Source organism: Tolypothrix sp. FACHB-123 (genome assembly GCF_014697075.1).
In the GTDB taxonomy this organism is placed as follows: Bacteria; Cyanobacteriota; Cyanobacteriia; order Cyanobacteriales; family Nostocaceae; genus Aulosira.
In genome coordinates this window covers 146,414-164,521 of record NZ_JACJRE010000010.1, presented here as the reverse complement: position 1 = coordinate 164,521, position 18,108 = coordinate 146,414, and the positions used below count along the sequence as shown (strand labels likewise).

Sequence of the window (18,108 nt, the reverse complement as noted above, 5' to 3'; positions counted from 1 at the left end):
TTATGCTTTTTAGCTGGGTAAAAATGCTAAAGATTTGATGAATTTGGCTAAGTTTTGCCATATATTAACCACAATACCCCCGTTATTTGATGGCTTACTCTTACATAGCTCTCAGCAGGGTGGGGGTATGCAACTTTCAAACACCTTTGACTGGCGATCTATATTGTTCTCTCGCTTACCCGATATATCGCCCGCAGGCTATAAGCCACTGGCTCACGCTACAAAGCTCACATGCGTGGGCTGAATTTTCTTAGCCTGCGGAGGCAGGCTTTGTTCAATTAGCCGCACCCTTCTAGGGTGACGGCGATATTTCGGCACAGCTACCGTGTATGCACAAGCCTTATAACTTAACTCGTCGCAGGTATCGCAAAAGCCACTATTGTATTGTCAAAAGCCACTATTGTATTGTCAAAAGCCACTATTGTATTTTCAAAAGCCACTATTGTATTGTCGAAAGCCGCTATCGTATTATCAAAAGCCGCTATTGTATTTTCAAAAGCCACTATTGTATTGTCGAAAGCCACTATTGTATTGTCGAAAGCCACTATTGTAGTATCAAAAGCCACTATTGTATTATCAAAAGCCGCTATTGTATTATCAAAAGCCGCTATTGTATTATCAAAAGCCGCTATTGTATTATCAAAAGCCACTATTGTATTATCAAAAGCCGCTATTGTATTATCAAAAGCCGCTATTGTATTATCAAAAACAGCAAACCTTTGTAGAGTAACAGCAAGATTTCAGGATAAATCAGAATTTCTCACCCTTGGCTTTACTTCGCTCAAAGCTTCATCCATAAGTAGCATGAGGATTTTTACTGAAATGGGATAAGCTAAAAGGCAGTGACATAGACACTACATTGAGCTAAGTAAATATGTTTTGGCGGCAAGGGTTGGCATTAATTTTGGGGATTGTTGTATTATTCACAGCTTCCCCTGCACTTGCAGACTGGACTCATCCCATGTCTTTTAGCAATGCACAATTAACTAGAAGGGATTTTTCGGGACAAAGTTTGCAAGCAGCAGAGTTTTCTAATGCCAATTTAGAATTGACTAATTTTACAGGTGCAGATTTGCGGGGAGCAGTTTTGAGTGCTTCGACGATGACAAAATCAAATTTGCACGGGGCAGATTTAACAAATGCCTTAATGGATCAGGTAAACTTATCTGGAGCTGATCTGAGCGATGCCGTTTTAAAAGAAAGTCTTTTATTACGTACTATATTTACTGATGTGAACATCAGCAATGCGGATTTCACTGATGCAGTTTTGGATGGGGTACAAGTTAAAGAACTCTGCAAAAAAGCCAGTGGTGTTAATTCTCACACTGGTGTCGAAACTCGTTATTCTCTAGGGTGTAAATGAAGCGTGTTGGTATAATTGGTGGCGGGCAACTTGCCTGGATGATGGCGGATGGTGCAAGGAAGTTAGGGGTGGAGTTAATTGTACAAACTCCCAGTCAACAAGATCCCGCCGTCAATATTGCCCAAGAAACAGTTTTTGCTGTGGTGGATGATGCAAAGGCTACAGAGATGTTAGCCCAAAAATGTGATGTCATCACTTTTGAAAATGAATTTGTCAATCTCGAAGCTTTATCTGTTTTAGAAAACCAAGGTGTGTGTTTTCGCCCCAGATTAGCGGCTTTAGCTCCCCTATTAGATAAATATCACCAGCGTTGCTATTTACAAGAATTGGGCGTACCTGTTCCTCAGTTTTTTGCTGTGGATGAGTCTTTAATTCAGCAACCGGAAGCACTGCAAGAGAAAATTGCGCATTTAGGCTTTCCCCAGAATAACCCAATAGTTCTCAAATCTCGCCGTCATGGTTATGACGGTCAGGGTACATTTATTATTAAAGATTGGGAGAGTTTACAGCAAAAGCTAGCTAGCAAGAACCAACTTTATTTAATAGAAGAATTTATTCCCTTTGAACGAGAATTGGCAATTATCGCCGCCCGTTCTGTCGATGGCGAAGTGGTGACATATCCAGTTGTGGAAACCCAACAAGAACAACAGGTATGTCGCCGGGTAATCGCACCAGCAGAGATTACAGCTAATTTAGCAGATGAAATAGAAGCGATCGCTCGCACGTTATTAAATAATCTCGAAGTCGTGGGTGTATTTGGCATTGAGCTATTCCTCACCCCAGATGGAAGAGTCCTCGTCAACGAAATTGCTCCCCGCACCCATAATTCTGGACATTTTTCTCTAGACGCTTGTGAAACTTCCCAATTTGAACAACTCCTGAGAGCCGTTTGTGGTTTACCTTTAGGCGATACTACACTGCAAAGTCAAGGCGCTGTCATGGTAAACCTGCTGGGTTACGAAACTTCTCACAGCGACTACCAAAGCCAACGCCAACAAATCGCCGCTATCTCCCAAGCTCACATTCACTGGTACGGGAAAACAGAATCGCGCCCAGGGCGAAAACTAGGACACGTAACGGTTTTAGTTGATAGTCATAACCGAGATGAAGTAATAGCGATCGCTCGTACCATAGAGTCTATCTGGTATCCCAGGTAAATTTACGAGAAAATTTTTATAGGAAACACACAACAACTTTTGAAGGCTATAATGAGTGAGTTGCACTACGACGTTGGTGACTGCCATCAAGTTTTTTGATCTATGTCTTTAAAGAAAAGGGAATCGACAGTTCTCGTGGCAGTAGACCGGGCAAGTACTCGGAAACTTTAAACGAGGCAAAAGATACCCACCTGGTTTTACCAGGTCATAAACTTAGGTAAAACGGCGTCGCGGTGAACTTAAAAATTTTTAGCTCCCAAAGTAAAATTTTCACCTTGGGAGCTTTAATTATTATGGGGCATGGGGCATGGGGCATGGGGCATGGGGTAGAGGAAACAGCTAAATAGGTAAAAGGAAATAGTTTTAAATTTATTTTTTATGTAAATTAAGTTCTGAAACTTGTGTGATTTCCTAATTTTCAGGAAAATTTACAGCCTCTTAGATGATCAGAGACGATTTCAATTCACATCCCGCTAAATTTTAACTCCCCAATGCCCAATGCCCAATGCCCATTTCCCAATTCTGTATAAATTGATTCTGAATTAGGCCCCTTTCAGAGTTAAGATTGCAAAATTGCGTTAAATTGTGGTTAAAGCTACAAAAAATTGTCACAACAACAACTTACTCGTACCGTGTTTCCAGCCTCGGTTGTCAATCTAGACAATGGTTTAACGTTGATTCATCAAGAGATTCCAACTACCCCTGTAGTTGTGGCGGATGTGTGGGTGCGTGCTGGAGCAACCCGCGAGCCTGAACCTTGGTTTGGCATGGCTCACTTTCTCGAACACATGATCTTTAAAGGGACAACAAACCTACCACCTGGGGTCTTTGATTATAACATCGAAAATCAAGGTGGCGTGAGTAATGCGGCGACAAGTTACGATTATGCTCATTATTCCCTGACAACGGCTGCTACTTACCTGAAAGATACGTTGCCTCATTTAGGGGAAATGTTGCTGAATGCAGCCATTCCTGAAGATGAATTTAGCCGGGAACGGGATGTAGTCTTAGAGGAAATTCGCTCTTACCATGATGATCCTGATTGGTTAGGATTTCAGTCTCTAATTCAGACTATTTATAAAAATCATCCTTATGGGCGTTCGGTGCTGGGAACAGAGCAAGAACTCATGCTACATTCCCCAGAAGCTATGCGCTGTTTTCACCGCGCTTATTATCAACCAGAAAATATGACGGTGGTGATTGTGGGCGGAATTGATCGAGATTCCGCCTTAGATTTAGTTAATAGTTCTTTTGGAAATTTTGCCGATCGCTTAGATTGTCCCATATCCCAACCTAGCCAAGAGCCAATTATTCAGGGAATTCACCGTCAAGAACTGCATTTACCCAGATTGGAACAAGGGCGCTTACTCATGGCTTGGCTTGCACCAGGTGTAGAACAACTCCGTACCGCCTATGGGTTAGATATGTTATCGGTGTTACTTGCAGAAGGCAGAACTTCGCGTTTAGTGCGCGATTTGCGGGAAGAACGGCAATTAGTCCAAGGAATTTGCAGTAATTTTTCTTTACAACAGGACTCGAGTTTATTTACCATCACTGCTTGGGTGGAACCAGAACATCTAGAAAAGGTAGAGTTCTTGATTCGCAATCATTTAGAAGAATTACAAAATACCCCAATCACCCAGCAGGAACTGGCGCGCACTCGTAGACTGCTATGTAATGAATATGCTTTTTCTACAGAAACACCAAATCAACTGACTGGGCTGTATGGCTACTACAATACAATTGCCAAGGCAGAATTAGCAGTTACCTATCCGCAACAAGTTCTATCTTTTGATGGCGAAGAACTGCAACAATTAGCTAAAAACTATATTTCACCTGAAAATTACGCTATTACTGTTCTAAAACCTCGTTAGTCATATTAATTCGTAATTCGTAATACCCTGCGGGAAGGCTTGCGCCTACGTAATTCGTAATTCGTAATTAATAAGGTACAGAGCAACTACTAAATTAAAGATAATTGTGCTGGTGGTGAATGGAGGGTGCAAAGTAAACACTGGTGAAAACTAGGAATTCTGAATTATCAATTACGAATTATTGTAACGGCTGCATTTTTTGACTAATGACTCAAACTGTGAACAAATCGATTTCTAATTCCCCAATCCACCGGACTGTATTAAGCAATGGTATTGTCCTCTTAGTTGCAGAAAATCAGGCGGCTGATATTATTGCAGCGCGGATTTTTGTCCGTGCTGGTAGTTGTGTTGAAAGCCGGGAACAAGCCGGACTGGCACATTTATTGTCGGCTGTGATGACAAAAGGCTGCGCTGGACTTTCTAGCTTAGAAATTGCGGAAAGGGTGGAATCTGTCGGGGCGAGTTTAAGTACTGATACTGCTAATGATTATTTTCTGCTGTCGCTGAAGACGGTAACAGCAGATTTTCCGGAGATATTGGAATTAGCGGGGCTGATTTTGCGATCGCCTACATTCCCAGAAACACAAGTAGAATTAGAACGGCGTTTAGCACTCCAAGACATTCGCTCGCAAAAAGAGCAGCCGTTTACCATTGCTTACGATCAATTACGCCAAGCAATGTATCAAAATCATCCCTATGCTATGTCTGTATTAGGGAATGAAACCACTATGAGCAGCTTAACTCAAGCGGATTTAGTGGCATATCACCAAACTCATTTTCGTCCCGATAATGTAGTCATTAGTATTGCGGGAAGAATTAAACCAGAAGAAGCGGTGAAATTAATTACCCAAGTATTTGGTGATTGGCGATCGCCAAATAGCAAACCGCACAGCTTAAATGTACCAGAAATTCCCGTCCAACCCCAGCAAAAGCTCCAGCCCTTACAAACACAGCAATCTATTGTCATGCTTGGGTATTTGGGGCCTGCTGTGAATTCTGCTGATTATGCGGCGTTGAAATTATTAGCTACTTATTTAGGTAATGGGCTTTCTAGCCGCTTATTTGTGGAATTGCGGGAAAAGCAAGGCTTGGCTTATGAAGTTTCCGCACTGTTTCCCACCAGGCTATATGCTGGCGCGTTTGTCGTATATATGGGTACAGCACCAGAAAATACAACAATTGCCTTGCAAGGCTTGTGTAAAGAAGTTGACTTACTTTCAACAACAGAAATATCTACCAACGCACTGCAAGCAGCGAAAAATAAAATATTAGGACAGTACGCCCTTGGTAAACAAACTAACGGACAAATTGCGCAAATCTATGGTTGGTATGAAACCTTGGGATTAGGAATTGAATTTGACCAAACATTCCAAGAGTTAATTACTAATGTAGAAGTAGGAGATGCGATCGCAGTTGCACGCCGATATTTACAGCAACCCTACTTATCTTTAGTCGGCCCAGAAGCCGCAATTAATAGTGCAATTACTTAATTTGCCGTGACAAAATAAATGCACTAGCTTTTCTCTTAGCTCAAGCGGCCGTACTATTAGCATCAGAAGATTACGGTGGCACATACCATGAAAGGCGGCCTATCATTCAGTATCTTGAGCTACTTCAATGCAATTAAATTTTCTCCCTCTTCCAGTACCAACAAATTGAACTGGTTATTTGTGTTTGCTTCTGTGCCGGTGTTGATTGCTGCCTCTACAGTGGTAACAAATGCAGCCCCACAGAAAATTGCCCAAGCAAATCCTAATGTCAACCTCAACCGCCCGACTTTAGGGATTGGCAGTCAAGGCGAACGTGTATCTGAACTGCAAGCAGCGCTGAAACTTTTGGGTTTTTATACTGGCCCCGTGGATGGCAATTATAACGCTAATACCGCTAGTGCCGTTTCTCGCTTTAAGCAAGCAGCCGGCTTAAATCCAGATGGAATTGTTGATACTGCGACTTGGCAAAAATTGTTTCCAGGACAAGCAGTAGCAACATCACCCAATCCTGCACCAAAGCCAACCCCTGCAAAACCAACAGCAGTTGCACCAGCCCAAGCAAACAACATCAGGCGAGTTACTAATCCCCAACCAGAACCAAAACCTGCCCAGCCGAGACAGAATACAACACCAAAGCCACAACCTAGAAGTACCACTCGTCCCGCAACTACCCGCCCTGCAACTACCCGCCCTGCAACTAATAGAACTACACAACCGCGTACTCCACAAATTCCGCGTTTTGAACGTACTCCTGGTATTCAATACACCCCAGAAGGATTGCCAATTTTACGTTTAGGCAATCGTGGCTCAGAAGTTGGGAGATTGCAAGAAATTTTAAAAAGGCTAGGTTTTTTAAGCGGTGATGTCGATGGAGACTTTGGCCCCACAACCGAAGCCGCAGTCAAAGCCGCCCAAAAACGCTACGGTTTGGAAGCCGATGGTGTCGCTGGTGGCGGTACTTGGTATGTACTGCTAGAGCGATCGCAGCGTCAGCGCTAAACTCATAGATAGGGCAGGGGGTAGGGTGCAGGAGGCAGGGAGCAAGGGAGAAAAACTTACCCAATGCCCAATGCCCAATACCCAATGCCCAATACCCAATGCCCAATGCCCAATACCCAATGCCCAATGCCCAATTACAACTGACAACTGACAATTGACCATTCATGAAACACTTTTTCTTAACTTGGCTTGGTACTGCCATAGCTTTAATAATCACCTCGAACATTGTTTATGGGTTCGAGATCAAGAGTTTTGTCGCGGCGCTAGTTGCTGCTATTGTAATTGGGCTAGTTAATGCCTTTATTCGCCCGATTTTGCGGTTTTTCGCCTTTCCAATTACTTTACTCACCTTTGGTTTATTTACACTTGTCATCAATGCTTTAACTCTTTGGTTAGCAAGTGCGCTGACTCCGGGTTCGGGTTTTGAAATCAAGGGCTTTTTCCCGGCTTTGTTGGGATCGATTGTGTTGGCGATTGTCTCTAGTGTGATTAACTATTTTCTGCGGGTAGTGGAATAATACCAATTCAAAATTCAAAATTAAGAAATCCATATTTTGCTAGGGTTTCTGGATTTGGATCTGTTTCATGATTTTAGTGAATTGGGATAACACTTGTTATCTTCGTTAATCCTTGAGCAATGGCGACTGTAACGGCTCCTGGCTCGCCTGGTAAGCGAAAAATTTGTTTAGGAACTAAGCACCTTACTCCTACAAGCGTTAAAGTCGGAGTAAGGTGAGATGAATTTGGGTTGAGTGGGAGAATCTCATCTACTATTTTGGTGAGCCAGTTAATATCAACGGCTGCAAGCATCGCTGCGGCTTCGGCTACACTGGGAGTTCCCACAGTTTGCTCAATCAGTTTCGCAGGATTGGGAACGCTGACAAGACGCAGAACTTCAGGCGGAAAGGTTTTGAACGTTAAATTATGTAATTGACAAAATTCAACTAAAGCTGGTTCTTTAGCTTTATTGTCGATAGTAGCAAGACCAGCGATCGCACTTTGATGAAGTTGATTTTCTCGAAACACTTGCTCTATTGCCTTTTCTAGCAACTGTGTTGATGTCCCTCGCTGACAACCAATTCCTACCCACAAATCTTTTCGATTCACTACCAGCTTTTTTCCCAGTCAAGTGCAAATTTTTATTTTTTCTATAATTACAGCAATCAGCGCAAATCAACCTATTTGTATGAGTTGTATACTTTTAGGTTCATTATTATACATAAAAACTGATCTTTAGAATACTTTTACTGAAAAATAAAAACTATATATTGTGTACATCTAGCACAGTAGGAAACGCCGAGGCAGAGAACAGGTAAAAGGTAAATGTCCTGATTCATTTTGAATTCATTGGTATGCTTGAGGCGCAAGCATTTTACCTTCTCTATCTTGGTGTTTCAATTTCTTCCTTCTTCGTTGCAGCAATGGTTGAATAGTTGCGACGGAGTTTTGCTCTCTTCATTATTGCTTGAATTTTTTTTAAAAGGTGTGAAGTTTACATTTCTTTTATTTCCGATTTTAAAATCTATTTAAAAAAACATAAAGTTCAGCTTTGAAAGTGGAAAATCTTTTATTCTGAAAACTCGCAATTTTTCTGCCAAATACAGACATATTGGCAATTATTTAGATACCAAAATCATAAATTTAATTACACAGTAAATCTTGAGATTAGCAGTAGATAAACCTTGTAGGGACTTTCAAGTAAAAAAATATCCCATTGCTATTGTTGTAGGGGCGGGTTTAACCGACATATCTGCTAGGAGCGTGAATATCTCACAAAACCCGCCCCTACATACAGTTCACGGTTAACAGTCAACAGTCAACAGTCAACAGAATAATTTATTGTTTGGAGTTCCCGTAGTTTATTTCTTCAGCGCTAATGTCAAGCCATCGGCAATTGGAACTAAACTCAGGGTAATCCGTTGGTCTTGATGTAGCTTTTCATTAAAGGCGCGAATTTTGCGAGTTCTATTATCTTGTACTTGCGTATCAGCAACTCTACCCGACCAGAGAACATTATCGATCGCCATCAGCCCACCCGGACGAATTAATTCTAGCGATCGCTCATAATAAACATCGTAGTTGCTCTTATCTGCATCGATAAACGCAAAATCAAAGGTTTCCGCTTCCCCTGCGGCGAGTAAATTATCTAAAGTCTCTAAAGCTGGGGCGATATGTAGGTCAATTTTATTGGCTACCCCTGCTTGCTGCCAATAACGACGAGCGATCGCGGTAAACTCTTCACTGACATCACAAGCTACCACTTTACCATCGCTAGGCAATGCCAACGCCACTATCAGCGTGCTATAGCCTGTAAATACACCTAACTCTAATGTTTTCTTAGCACCAATTAATTGCACCAACAAAGCCATAAACTGTCCTTGTTCCGGCGCAATTTGCATCATCGCCATTGAGTGTTGGGCTGTTTCTTGTCGCAATTGCGTTAATATTTCTGGTTCTCGCAACGAAACAGACAGTAAATAATTATAAAGATTGGGTTCTAGTCCTAGTGTTTGGTTTGTCAATGACGGCTATCATCCTTAGTTGATTTCAATATCGGGATTTGAGAAAAGTTAAAAGCTGTGAAGTGTTTATTCCTCCTTTGGCTTGACCTCAAATTCGAGTTTGGAGCGATAGAAACAAACATCAAATTCTAAAAAAAAGTTTGTCTGTCCTAAGATTAAAGGTACATTCATACTTTTTACCCAAGCAAATGCTAATCTAACTGGAGTGAACTGTCCTATTTCAGCAATAGCAAAAAATGGCATCGCTGGCTGATTGCTCAAGTTTCCTGCTAATCGAAGAATTGCTTTGCGCTCGTCCCAAACTCCACTAAGCTGGATACCAATTTCATAAGGTAAAACACTAATTGTTGCACCACTATCTACCAACCCAACCACTTCAATTGATTGATTATTGTTGTGAAGAGTCAACGGAAGCCTTGGTAAACTGTCAAACTCGTTTTGAGAAGGGTTGTTGGTTGAGTATCTAAACCGCATTTTCGTGATTAATCACCAGGCTCTACTTGTGGCATTGTTGCCATCAAAACTTCTGCAACACCAAAATTATCATAGGGAGTTGGCAAATAGTAAGTTTTATATGGCTCTAGAGGAGAAATATTGTCTTGAGTATCCAGTTCTTCAGCTAGGATACGGATTAACTTCAGCTTTTCTTGTGCCGACAGTTGTTGAATCGCGGGAAGTAGTTCCGTTAAAGTCATTTTTAGTTTATCGTTTTGCCAAGGCTCGACTTTCTTCTACATCATATCTAAATTTTCGATTCTTCCTGAGTATTGCGTTCTCTAAAGATGTTGCTGCTGGATGTGTAACTTGATTGAGGGGATGTTTCAACTATGCCAAACCTGAAAAATGATCGCAATGCTTTACGCGAGGTCTTAACCCAAGCTCAAACAATCGCAGTTGTCGGACATTCTGATAAACCCAATCGCGTTAGCTATCAAATCGCCCAGTTTTTGCAGCAAGCAGGTTACATAGTTTATCCTGTCAACCCCCTAGTGAAAGAAATTGATGGAAAACCTTGCTATGCATCACTCAGAGAAATTCCTGCTACTGTAGATATTGTCAACATTTTTCGCCGGGCTGAGTATTTAAGCGAGATTATCGAAGATGCGATCGCAATTCAAGCCAAAACAGTCTGGGCACAATTAGGTATAGCCCATGAAGCTAGCGCACAGCAAGCATTAGATGCAGGCTTAAACGTCATCATGGATGCTTGTATCAAAATTGAGTATTTGCACTTGGGAATAGCTAGATAAAAAAAGCTACATTATTCCCTAACCCAACCCATGATCATCTGATGAATGTCTGATTTTGCTGACAAAATTTCTGTGAGAAATTCACAACAAAATAAAATTTTTCGGCTTTGGATAGAGTTAAAACGATAGAAAAATACATGATTATCTAATTCAATTTGACTTTAGCAAAAATCTCCGTCTCTGTAAGCTAGGTAATACTTACCACAACCTAGATATGGTAGTCATTGTGCAGCCTGGGTGTATTTTAAAAATCAAATATGAATCTTATCCAATTAGCAAGGGTTGTATATTTTGCCATAAATTAACTGAGAAATAATATTGTGTAGAGATGTTGCATAAAAGCGCTAATTTCAGTTAATTGTCAATTTCCCTTCTAAAATTAAGAATATTGTTAATCATGAACAGACTTACTTAACTCTTTGTGGGGGGGTATGATGAGCCGTCCAATTATTCTTGGTATTGTTGGTGACAGTGCAGCCGGAAAAACAACATTAACTAGAGGGATTGCTCAAGTACTTGGGCCTGAGAATGTCACGATTATTTGTACAGATGATTATCATCGCTACGATCGCGTACAACGTGCAGAGATTGGTATTACCGCCCTCCACCCAGATTGTAACTATTTAGATGTCATGCAGCAGCATTTGTCACTGCTGCGCACCGGACAGTCAATTCTCAAACCAGTATATAGCCACAAAACTGGGACATTTGAGCCACCACAGTATATAAAACCAAGTAAATTTGTGATTATTGAGGGATTACTTGGTTATTCTACCAGGGCTGCCCGTGATGCTTATGATGTGAAAGTTTATCTCGCACCCCCCGAAGAGTTACGCGCTCAATGGAAAGTCAAACGTGATACCCAAAAACGGGGTTACACTCCCGAACAAGTCTTAGCAGAATTAGAAAAGCGCGAACCAGACTCAGAACAATATATTCGTCCCCAGCGCCAATGGTCTGATATTGTCATTAGTTTTTATCCGCCAGAAGGGGAAAAAGATGAAACTAATGGACATTTAAATGTGCGGCTGGTATTGCGTCCCACAATCCCCCATCCAGATTTTACATCGATTATTCAATCAACTAACGGTAATTCTGATTCAGCCATCCGCCTGGGATTAGATAGAGATATGGGTAAACCAGTGGATGTGTTAGAAGTTGACGGTCACGCGACTTTAGAACAAGTGAATAAACTAGAGCAGATTATCTGTTCTGATATGCCCCATCTTAAGAGTATCTGCGATCGCGAAAGTAACCCCGAACTTGGTAAGGTTGCAGGTACAACAGGGGAAACATTGCAAAGCTATCCCTTAGCCTTGACACAGTTAATTATTACTTACCACATGCTGAAAGCAACGCAAATACATTTATAAAAGATTGTTTTCAAAGTATGGGATTGTAGAGGCAATTTTTCGATAAATTACGAAATAATGCTGAGGCTAAACTTTCCCAGGCAGGATGTAATTGTAATGATGATTGTGATGGCGTTAGCAAATATTGGGAAATATATTTGTATCTCCATCTGACGGCATACAGTTTAAGTTTGTAGTCAGGACTTTAGTCTTTCATTTGAGGGCTAAAGTCCTGACTACGAATAATATTTATGTGGGAATATCTAGGGAATTATTCTTACATTAAAAAATTAAAAATCGGAATCTAGTTTTTGTAGACACCGATTTTTTTTATGCCAAAAATTACTTAAGTGTAAAAGTAAAAAATTACCTGTTTTACGTACTTACTCTGTGGGATTTTGCCAATTTCATCTGTAATAGTCGAAATAAGCTATTAGCTTCTGCTGGGTAATATTTATTTCCGACAGCAGTTAACTAGAGGTATTGAGAAGGCAATTGATACAAGTCGTAAGGGTAACAATTAGCAATGGGCAAAGCAATAGGTATTGATCTGGGGACGACTAATTCTGTCGCTGCTTTTAAATTGGCAGATGTGGAAGTGGTAACAGCAGATGATAACACGCCTCCAGATAGAAAACTAACGCGATCGCTCGTTGCTGACGAGCAAGGTAAATTTTTGGTGGGTGAGCAAGCATATAACCAGCTACGTGCTGACCCAGAAAATGTGATTATTTCGATTAAACGTCTGATAGGTAGGGGTTTTGCAGATTCTTCAGTACAAAAACAACAGGCAGAATTTGCTTACAAAATTACTCCCCCAACTCAGGGAACAGATAACGGTATCGCGGTTTGGTTAGGGGGTAAAGAATATCAGCCTGAGGAGATTTCGGCGGAAATTCTCAAGAAAGTGGTGCAAAATGCCCAAGTTTATCGTCAAGGAATTGGTAAAACTGACGAAGTTATCGACCAAGCTGTGATTACTGTCCCGGCTTATTTTAACGACCAACAACGCCACGCTACCCAGACAGCTGCCCATAAAGCTGGACTGACACTTTTAGAATTGCTTCCTGAACCTACAGCCGCAGCTATATCTTACGGTTTTTCTCCCAACGGCGACGATTTTAAAACGATTTTGGTTTTTGATTTTGGTGGTGGTACATTTGATGCTTCTTTAATTCAAGCTGCGGGAACTTCGTTTATTGAATCGGGGAAAGCTGGGGATTTATGGTTAGGTGGTGATGATATAGATTCGCGGATAATTAAGTTTGTCAAACAGCAAGTTTCCCAAGCAGAAAAAATTACTGATATTGATGGCTTAATTGGGAAAATGCCCCACTATCAACGAGTCAGATTTAATGCTGATTTAAAAATAGCAGTAGAACGGGCAAAAGTTGAATTAAGCACAGCGACGGTAGCAGAAATTGCACCTGCAACACCATTATTAGATGAATTAGGAATTGCTATCCCCATCGAAGTTAGCATCACTCGCGAACAATTTGAGGTGATAATTGCTGATTTAGTAGACTGTTCCATTCATATTTGTCGCAAGGCTCTAGAAGAAGCACAACATCATATGGAAATGGTGGATGTGGTGTTAATGGTGGGGGGTTCTTCTCTCATTCCCTTAGTCCAACGTAAAGTTAAAGAAGCTTTTGGTAATAAGAAAGTATTGGTACATCCCCGACCGATGTATGCTGTAGCTGAGGGTGCGGCGATTGTAGCGGCGGGACAAACAGATAAAGTCACTACAGTTCCCCGTGATTATTATATTAAGTTACTAGAGGGACAATATAAGGTAATTAGTCGGGGCGATATTCTCCCAGTCGCCACATCCCACACTTTTAGAACTACGGCTGATGGACAGAGGTTGATTCATTTTAAGTTTTTCAGTCCGGATGAAAATGAATATTTTGAAAGTATTGGGGATATGTGGTTAGGTTTAAATCATTACTATCCACATGGAACAGAAATTCTCGTCAATTTGGCGTTGGATGAGAAAAATAGTGTTTTGAAAATGACGGCTACGTTAAAAAATGACCCTTCAGAAAGAGTGAGTTGTACTTTCTCTAGGGGAGGGTCAGATGAAAAAATATATCAGGAATTAGAAACTGCGATCGCAGAACTCAACGATCAAGATTTAACCGATCTCGGCGTTCAAGAAGCACTGAAGTTAGCTTTACCAGTTGTTCAGTTAAGCAATGAGATTGTCGATAAGTACACAGGAGAAGAACGCTGCGACATCCGCGATCGCGCTGCGCTAAACTTGCAAAGATTCCAAGTATCCATGTCTAAGGAACGGCTAGAGGCTGATTACTTGGTACATGAATGCGATCGCATAGTCCAACTGTGCGGCTTTATGATTCCCCAACCCCAACAAGAACGCTTACAAGGATTGAGTCAAGATTTACAAGTGGCGATAAATACTAACGATCTGTCAAGAATGGAGTATTACAGCGAAAATGCAGAAAGGGAACTGAACAATCTCCCCGATCGAGTCAAAATTATTCAAGCTAGTTTAGCAGGGATTCGCCAAGCAAATTCAGTTGCACCCACCCAAGCCAACGGGATGTATGACAAGCTGTTGCGGATGGTGGACGCAATGGAACGGGATGAGAAATATGAAGCTGAACGCCTGTGGAGTGAACTCCAACCAGATGTTAGGCGTTGGCTGAGTGAAGAATTTACTGGTAAAACCATTGTCACAGGACTGACAAAATGAATATGACACTTAACTGTCCTGTGTGTGGTTATCAAGAAGTTACCAGTCATAGTTGTCCGAATTGCGATACAGATCTATCTGTAATTCGGATGCTGCAAGAATTACCAACTGTGGAAACTACAGTTACAACGGTAAAATTTAAAACTTCCCCCTTGGTGATCGCTTTGTTAAGCTTGCTTGTGGCTATTTGTTTGGGAGTGGGAAGCAGGTTAATCTTTCAACCACCCCAATTACATGCATTAGCTGTTGCTTCTCCCCAGCCAGTTGTCAACAGTCGTGTTAGTTCCGAACCACCAATTGATTATCAGCCTGCGGTAGTCCAGGAACCTGCAAAACCAACTACCTATACTGTCCAATCTGGAGATTATCTGAGTGCGATCGCCCAAAAATTTTGCGGTCGCGGGACTTCATGGGAAATTATTGTCAAGGCTAATCCCCAACTCCAAGGACGAGAGAACTATATAGATGTCGGTGAGGTATTAAATATTCCCAACTGTAAGGAGCAAGCATGAGTTTCCTGAATAGTTTCAATACCTTCAGTAAAATTTTGCTGGGTGTGGGGATAGTTGATGGCTGGAAATATGCAGCACAAACTAAACAAGCCGAGCAAAAATCACAAAAACTGGCGCAAAACAAGCAATTAAGGGAAGCAGTCAAGGTTGTGGAACAATCCCTGGCTGTATGGTCGAGAAAGCCAGGTTTTGGCGAGCGGTTGCTGTGTAAATTGCTGTTAGGTAATTTATTAGACAACTTATCTCAGGAATTACAACAGTGGCGTAAACAAATTACCGCAGCAGATAAACTAGCTTTACAAGGGGATATGCTGTTAAAGCAAGATAATGGCGATCCTTTAGCAACGCAAACTATAGTCAATGCGATCGCTATTTATCAAAGCTGTAGCCAAATTCTTCATGATGAGCGTGTATTAGAGCTAATCAACCGATGTCAGCAGGAAATACAACAACGACAGCTTTTTCAAACATTGGTAAACAAAGCGCGATCGCACGCGGAGAATAGATATTTTCAAAATGCGATCGCAGTTTACCAAAAAGCCGAACAACTGTATTCCACTGAAGCTTTACAAGAGGCGATAAAGGCGGCGAAATCTCAAGTAGCACAGGAAAAAATCTATACTTCGGCATTACAAAGAGCGCAACAAGCCCAAAATCAGGGAAGATTAAGAGGAGCGATCGCCGTTTTAGAAACGGCTTTGAGTCGTTTTCCCCGTGACGATGGACGAGAATTATTACAAGAATTACAACAAACAATCAAAGGTAGAGAACAATTCCGTCAAGGGTTAGCAGCAGAGAAACTCAACGATTTTCCAGCTGCGACATCGCTGTATGAAACGGCGAAAACACTGCTACCCAACCCTCTAGACTGTCAAATCAGGTTAGGAATCGTTGCAATTAAAACAGAAAATTGGGCGATCGCATTATCTCATCTGTTCAACTTACCAGGAGAACAAGCGGCTTATCTGCGGGGATTTGTCTACGCTCAACAAGAGAATTTACAACAAGCTTATCGAGAATGGCAAGGACTATCTAGTAATGCAATTAGCGCACAGCGGGAAATTCTCAACAGTTTAGCGCAACGTCATCGCCTACTTTATCTCCAAAATATTGAAAAATTTATTCATACAGAAAATTTAGAGTTGGCGAAAGCTGCGACTGAAGAGTTTAATCACACATTTGGCTTCGATCCTTTAGTAGCAAGCAATCTTAAAGAACATATTCAGCCGAGGATAGATGTTAAAATCTGGCAAAATTCTGACCGTAGTGCGATCGTTAAGCAAATCGAAAAAGATTGGCTAAGCCAACCTAATATTACCAATTTACATAATTTAGTAGTGGCGATTTATTACAGTCAACATCAAGATTTTTTGCAACTCTCCCATTTGATAATTACCTTATTTACAGCATTAGCAAATTTCACGGAAAATCCCATTCTTCAAGATATACCTTGGTTAGGTAATCAACCCATTGATTTTAACTTAATATCTTTAGAATTAAAACGTCGCCTAGAAGCAGCAATTGATAGCTATAAAGATAGAGATGTTCAAATTTATTTAAGTTTACGCGATAAATATCGTTTAGAATTAGTCGCTCTGAAATTAATGGACGAACCTGCTCAAAGAGGAATGAAAATAAATAATATCTTGATTACCCCAGGCTGTTATCAGCATTATAGCAATCGCTGGCGAAATAAAGTAGTTGAATGGATAGATTCTCATCACCAAACTCTCCGTTCTCTTTATACTCCTTGGGGGTTAGCGATAGCTGCTTGTTTAGAAGCAGATATTCAAAGAGCAATGCAACTTAAACCCACAACAAAAACTACAAATAACATCGAGGAATTTGCCCAAAAATTTATGGCATATCATGAAGGTTGTTATTATCTGAGTCAAAAAAACTGGACTCAAGCAATTACTCCTTTAACGGAAGCTAAATCTGAAATTACAAATAATCCAGATTGGCAACAAGAAATAGATAGACTAGCTGGATTGCAGCGTCAAGCTATATCAGGAATTACTGAACATGTAGAATTTGCTCAATTTTGGTATGAAATTTTAGGTAGTCAACCAGCGAGGAGTTATCTAGCAGAATACAAAGCCGAGAAAATTCGCGAGCAAATTCATCAACAAAAAATCTCCTTAAGTCAGGCTTTAAAAGACTTGCAAGAAATCAAAAAAATCGATGCTCAAAATCCCATTGTTCTGGATTTAATGGAGATGATTGAATTTCAGCAAGAAATCCAAGTAATTGAGAAATTACTCAAAAATAATCAATTTGAAAAAGCAGTTAAGCTAGCTAAACACTCTCAGCAGCAACGCATACGTCATCTTGTGGCTGATATTTGTCTAGATATATTACTGAAAGGATTTCAAAATGGAGATTTAAATATTGAAGATATTGCCAATTTAGGACAATGGGCTTACGAACTCTGTCCCGATGCAGAGAATGTACAAAAAATTTATAAATTTAGTCAAGAACTTAAGGAAATTCAGAGTTTAATGAAGCGCAATCGCTTTGAAGAAGCAATCCAGAAAGCGAAATATTCACAACACGCATCAACTCGTCACCATGTTGCCGAATTATTGATTATGACTTTAGTTAAAGGGATGCAAAAAAAAGATTTATCTTGGGAAGTAATCAAGCAGTTAGGAAGTTGGGCTTACGAACTTTGTCCCGATGAACCTGCGTTTCAAGAAATTTTTTATAGTCTGAAATTACGTTAAATATAAGTTATAAAATTTGTAATTCAGCAAGCCAAATATCACTAAAATTTAGGAGTTTAATAAGTGTATACAAAAATATATTATTCAACATAAATCAACTTCAACTCCTGACAACTGTACGGGCGGGTTCACAGATATCCTCAA

General features: G+C 40.7%; 17 protein-coding genes and 1 other RNA gene. 14 read left to right on the top strand and 4 right to left on the bottom strand.

Annotated features, from left to right (window positions below; all coding sequences use genetic code 11):
* The first annotated feature begins 384 nt into the window (after positions 1-384).
* The 9 genes from H6G41_RS09880 to H6G41_RS09840 all read left to right on the top strand — a co-directional run bounded on the left by H6G41_RS09880 (position 385) and on the right by H6G41_RS09840 (position 7,401).
* Entirely contained in the window at positions 385-831 is a 447-nt protein-coding gene (locus H6G41_RS09880) for a hypothetical protein (RefSeq protein WP_190745941.1), read from the top strand.
* 43 nt (positions 832-874) lie between these two features.
* Positions 875-1,363, top strand: a complete 489-nt coding sequence (locus tag H6G41_RS09875) for a pentapeptide repeat-containing protein (RefSeq protein ID WP_190745939.1) — start codon at positions 875-877, stop codon at positions 1,361-1,363.
* Positions 1,360-2,520: a 5-(carboxyamino)imidazole ribonucleotide synthase gene (locus H6G41_RS09870; protein WP_190745937.1), complete on the top strand. Its 1,161-nt coding sequence runs from the start codon at positions 1,360-1,362 to the stop codon at positions 2,518-2,520. Before H6G41_RS09875 ends, H6G41_RS09870 begins: the two co-directional genes overlap by 4 nt.
* 59 nt (positions 2,521-2,579) lie before the next feature.
* Positions 2,580-2,761, top strand: a non-coding RNA gene (ssrS, locus tag H6G41_RS09865) — 6S RNA.
* Between the two features lie 391 nt (positions 2,762-3,152).
* Positions 3,153-4,394: a pitrilysin family protein gene (locus tag H6G41_RS09860; protein ID WP_190745984.1), complete on the top strand. Its 1,242-nt coding sequence runs from the start codon at positions 3,153-3,155 to the stop codon at positions 4,392-4,394.
* A 206-nt stretch (positions 4,395-4,600) separates the two neighbouring features.
* Positions 4,601-5,884 carry a pitrilysin family protein gene (locus H6G41_RS09855; protein ID WP_190745935.1) on the top strand — a complete coding sequence of 428 codons (1,284 nt, stop codon included), beginning with the start codon at positions 4,601-4,603 and terminating at the stop codon, positions 5,882-5,884.
* Positions 5,885-6,064: 180 nt separating this feature from the next.
* A complete protein-coding gene (locus tag H6G41_RS09850) occupies positions 6,065-6,883 on the top strand; it encodes a peptidoglycan-binding protein (RefSeq protein ID WP_308796173.1) in 819 nt (272 codons plus the stop codon).
* A gap of 25 nt (positions 6,884-6,908) precedes the next feature.
* Positions 6,909-7,034, top strand: coding sequence for a histidine kinase (locus H6G41_RS09845; protein ID WP_190745931.1), 126 nt, complete (start codon positions 6,909-6,911; stop codon positions 7,032-7,034).
* Positions 7,035-7,047: 13 nt separating this feature from the next.
* Positions 7,048-7,401 (top strand): phage holin family protein, encoded by a 354-nt coding sequence (locus tag H6G41_RS09840; protein WP_190745929.1) that lies wholly within the window; start codon positions 7,048-7,050, stop codon positions 7,399-7,401.
* Positions 7,402-7,474: 73 nt separating this feature from the next.
* Here the strand turns inward: H6G41_RS09840 and H6G41_RS09835 are convergent, their stop codons facing one another.
* The 4 genes from H6G41_RS09835 to H6G41_RS09820 form a co-directional block, all read right to left on the bottom strand.
* Entirely contained in the window at positions 7,475-7,990 is a 516-nt protein-coding gene (locus H6G41_RS09835) for a cobalamin biosynthesis protein (protein ID WP_308796171.1), read from the bottom strand.
* A 752-nt stretch (positions 7,991-8,742) separates the two neighbouring features.
* Positions 8,743-9,405 (bottom strand): class I SAM-dependent methyltransferase, encoded by a 663-nt coding sequence (locus H6G41_RS09830; protein WP_190745927.1) that lies wholly within the window; start codon positions 9,403-9,405, stop codon positions 8,743-8,745.
* Positions 9,406-9,471: 66 nt separating this feature from the next.
* The gene (locus tag H6G41_RS09825) at positions 9,472-9,813 is read right to left on the bottom strand and encodes a hypothetical protein (RefSeq protein WP_374939417.1); all 342 of its coding nucleotides are present in this window, start codon (positions 9,811-9,813) and stop codon (positions 9,472-9,474) included.
* 74 nt (positions 9,814-9,887) lie between these two features.
* Positions 9,888-10,100 (bottom strand): hypothetical protein, encoded by a 213-nt coding sequence (locus H6G41_RS09820; protein ID WP_190745923.1) that lies wholly within the window; start codon positions 10,098-10,100, stop codon positions 9,888-9,890.
* 132 nt (positions 10,101-10,232) lie between these two features.
* On the opposite strand from H6G41_RS09820, the gene H6G41_RS09815 reads away from it, so the two are divergent.
* The 5 genes from H6G41_RS09815 (at position 10,233) to H6G41_RS09795 (ending at position 17,964) form a co-directional block, all read left to right on the top strand.
* A complete protein-coding gene (locus tag H6G41_RS09815) occupies positions 10,233-10,655 on the top strand; it encodes a CoA-binding protein (RefSeq protein ID WP_190745920.1) in 423 nt (140 codons plus the stop codon).
* Between the two features lie 434 nt (positions 10,656-11,089).
* The gene (locus H6G41_RS09810) at positions 11,090-12,028 is read left to right on the top strand and encodes a phosphoribulokinase (RefSeq protein WP_190745980.1); all 939 of its coding nucleotides are present in this window, start codon (positions 11,090-11,092) and stop codon (positions 12,026-12,028) included.
* Between the two features lie 505 nt (positions 12,029-12,533).
* Complete coding sequence (locus H6G41_RS09805) at positions 12,534-14,726, top strand: Hsp70 family protein (RefSeq protein ID WP_190745918.1); 2,193 nt, start codon at positions 12,534-12,536, stop codon at positions 14,724-14,726.
* A gap of 2 nt (positions 14,727-14,728) precedes the next feature.
* Positions 14,729-15,238, top strand: a complete 510-nt coding sequence (locus H6G41_RS09800) for a LysM peptidoglycan-binding domain-containing protein (RefSeq protein ID WP_242037862.1) — start codon at positions 14,729-14,731, stop codon at positions 15,236-15,238.
* Positions 15,235-17,964 (top strand): peptidase M, neutral zinc metallopeptidase site, encoded by a 2,730-nt coding sequence (locus H6G41_RS09795; RefSeq protein WP_190745914.1) that lies wholly within the window; start codon positions 15,235-15,237, stop codon positions 17,962-17,964. Before H6G41_RS09800 ends, H6G41_RS09795 begins: the two co-directional genes overlap by 4 nt.
* Positions 17,965-18,108: the final 144 nt, after the last annotated feature.

Excerpts from the sequence above, each read along its gene's own strand:
- H6G41_RS09820 (WP_190745923.1), bottom strand. The coding sequence starts at position 10,100 with ATGACTTTAACGGAACTACTTCCCGCGATTCAACAACTGTCGGCACAA.
- H6G41_RS09875 (WP_190745939.1), top strand. The coding sequence starts at position 875 with ATGTTTTGGCGGCAAGGGTTGGCATTAATTTTGGGGATTGTTGTATTA.
- H6G41_RS09800 (WP_242037862.1), top strand. The coding sequence starts at position 14,729 with ATGACACTTAACTGTCCTGTGTGTGGTTATCAAGAAGTTACCAGTCAT.
- H6G41_RS09810 (WP_190745980.1), top strand. The coding sequence starts at position 11,090 with ATGAGCCGTCCAATTATTCTTGGTATTGTTGGTGACAGTGCAGCCGGA.
- H6G41_RS09795 (WP_190745914.1), top strand. The coding sequence starts at position 15,235 with ATGAGTTTCCTGAATAGTTTCAATACCTTCAGTAAAATTTTGCTGGGT.
- H6G41_RS09840 (WP_190745929.1), top strand. The coding sequence starts at position 7,048 with ATGAAACACTTTTTCTTAACTTGGCTTGGTACTGCCATAGCTTTAATA.
- H6G41_RS09815 (WP_190745920.1), top strand. The coding sequence starts at position 10,233 with ATGCCAAACCTGAAAAATGATCGCAATGCTTTACGCGAGGTCTTAACC.
- H6G41_RS09805 (WP_190745918.1), top strand. The coding sequence starts at position 12,534 with ATGGGCAAAGCAATAGGTATTGATCTGGGGACGACTAATTCTGTCGCT.
- H6G41_RS09870 (WP_190745937.1), top strand. The coding sequence starts at position 1,360 with ATGAAGCGTGTTGGTATAATTGGTGGCGGGCAACTTGCCTGGATGATG.
- H6G41_RS09855 (WP_190745935.1), top strand. The coding sequence starts at position 4,601 with ATGACTCAAACTGTGAACAAATCGATTTCTAATTCCCCAATCCACCGG.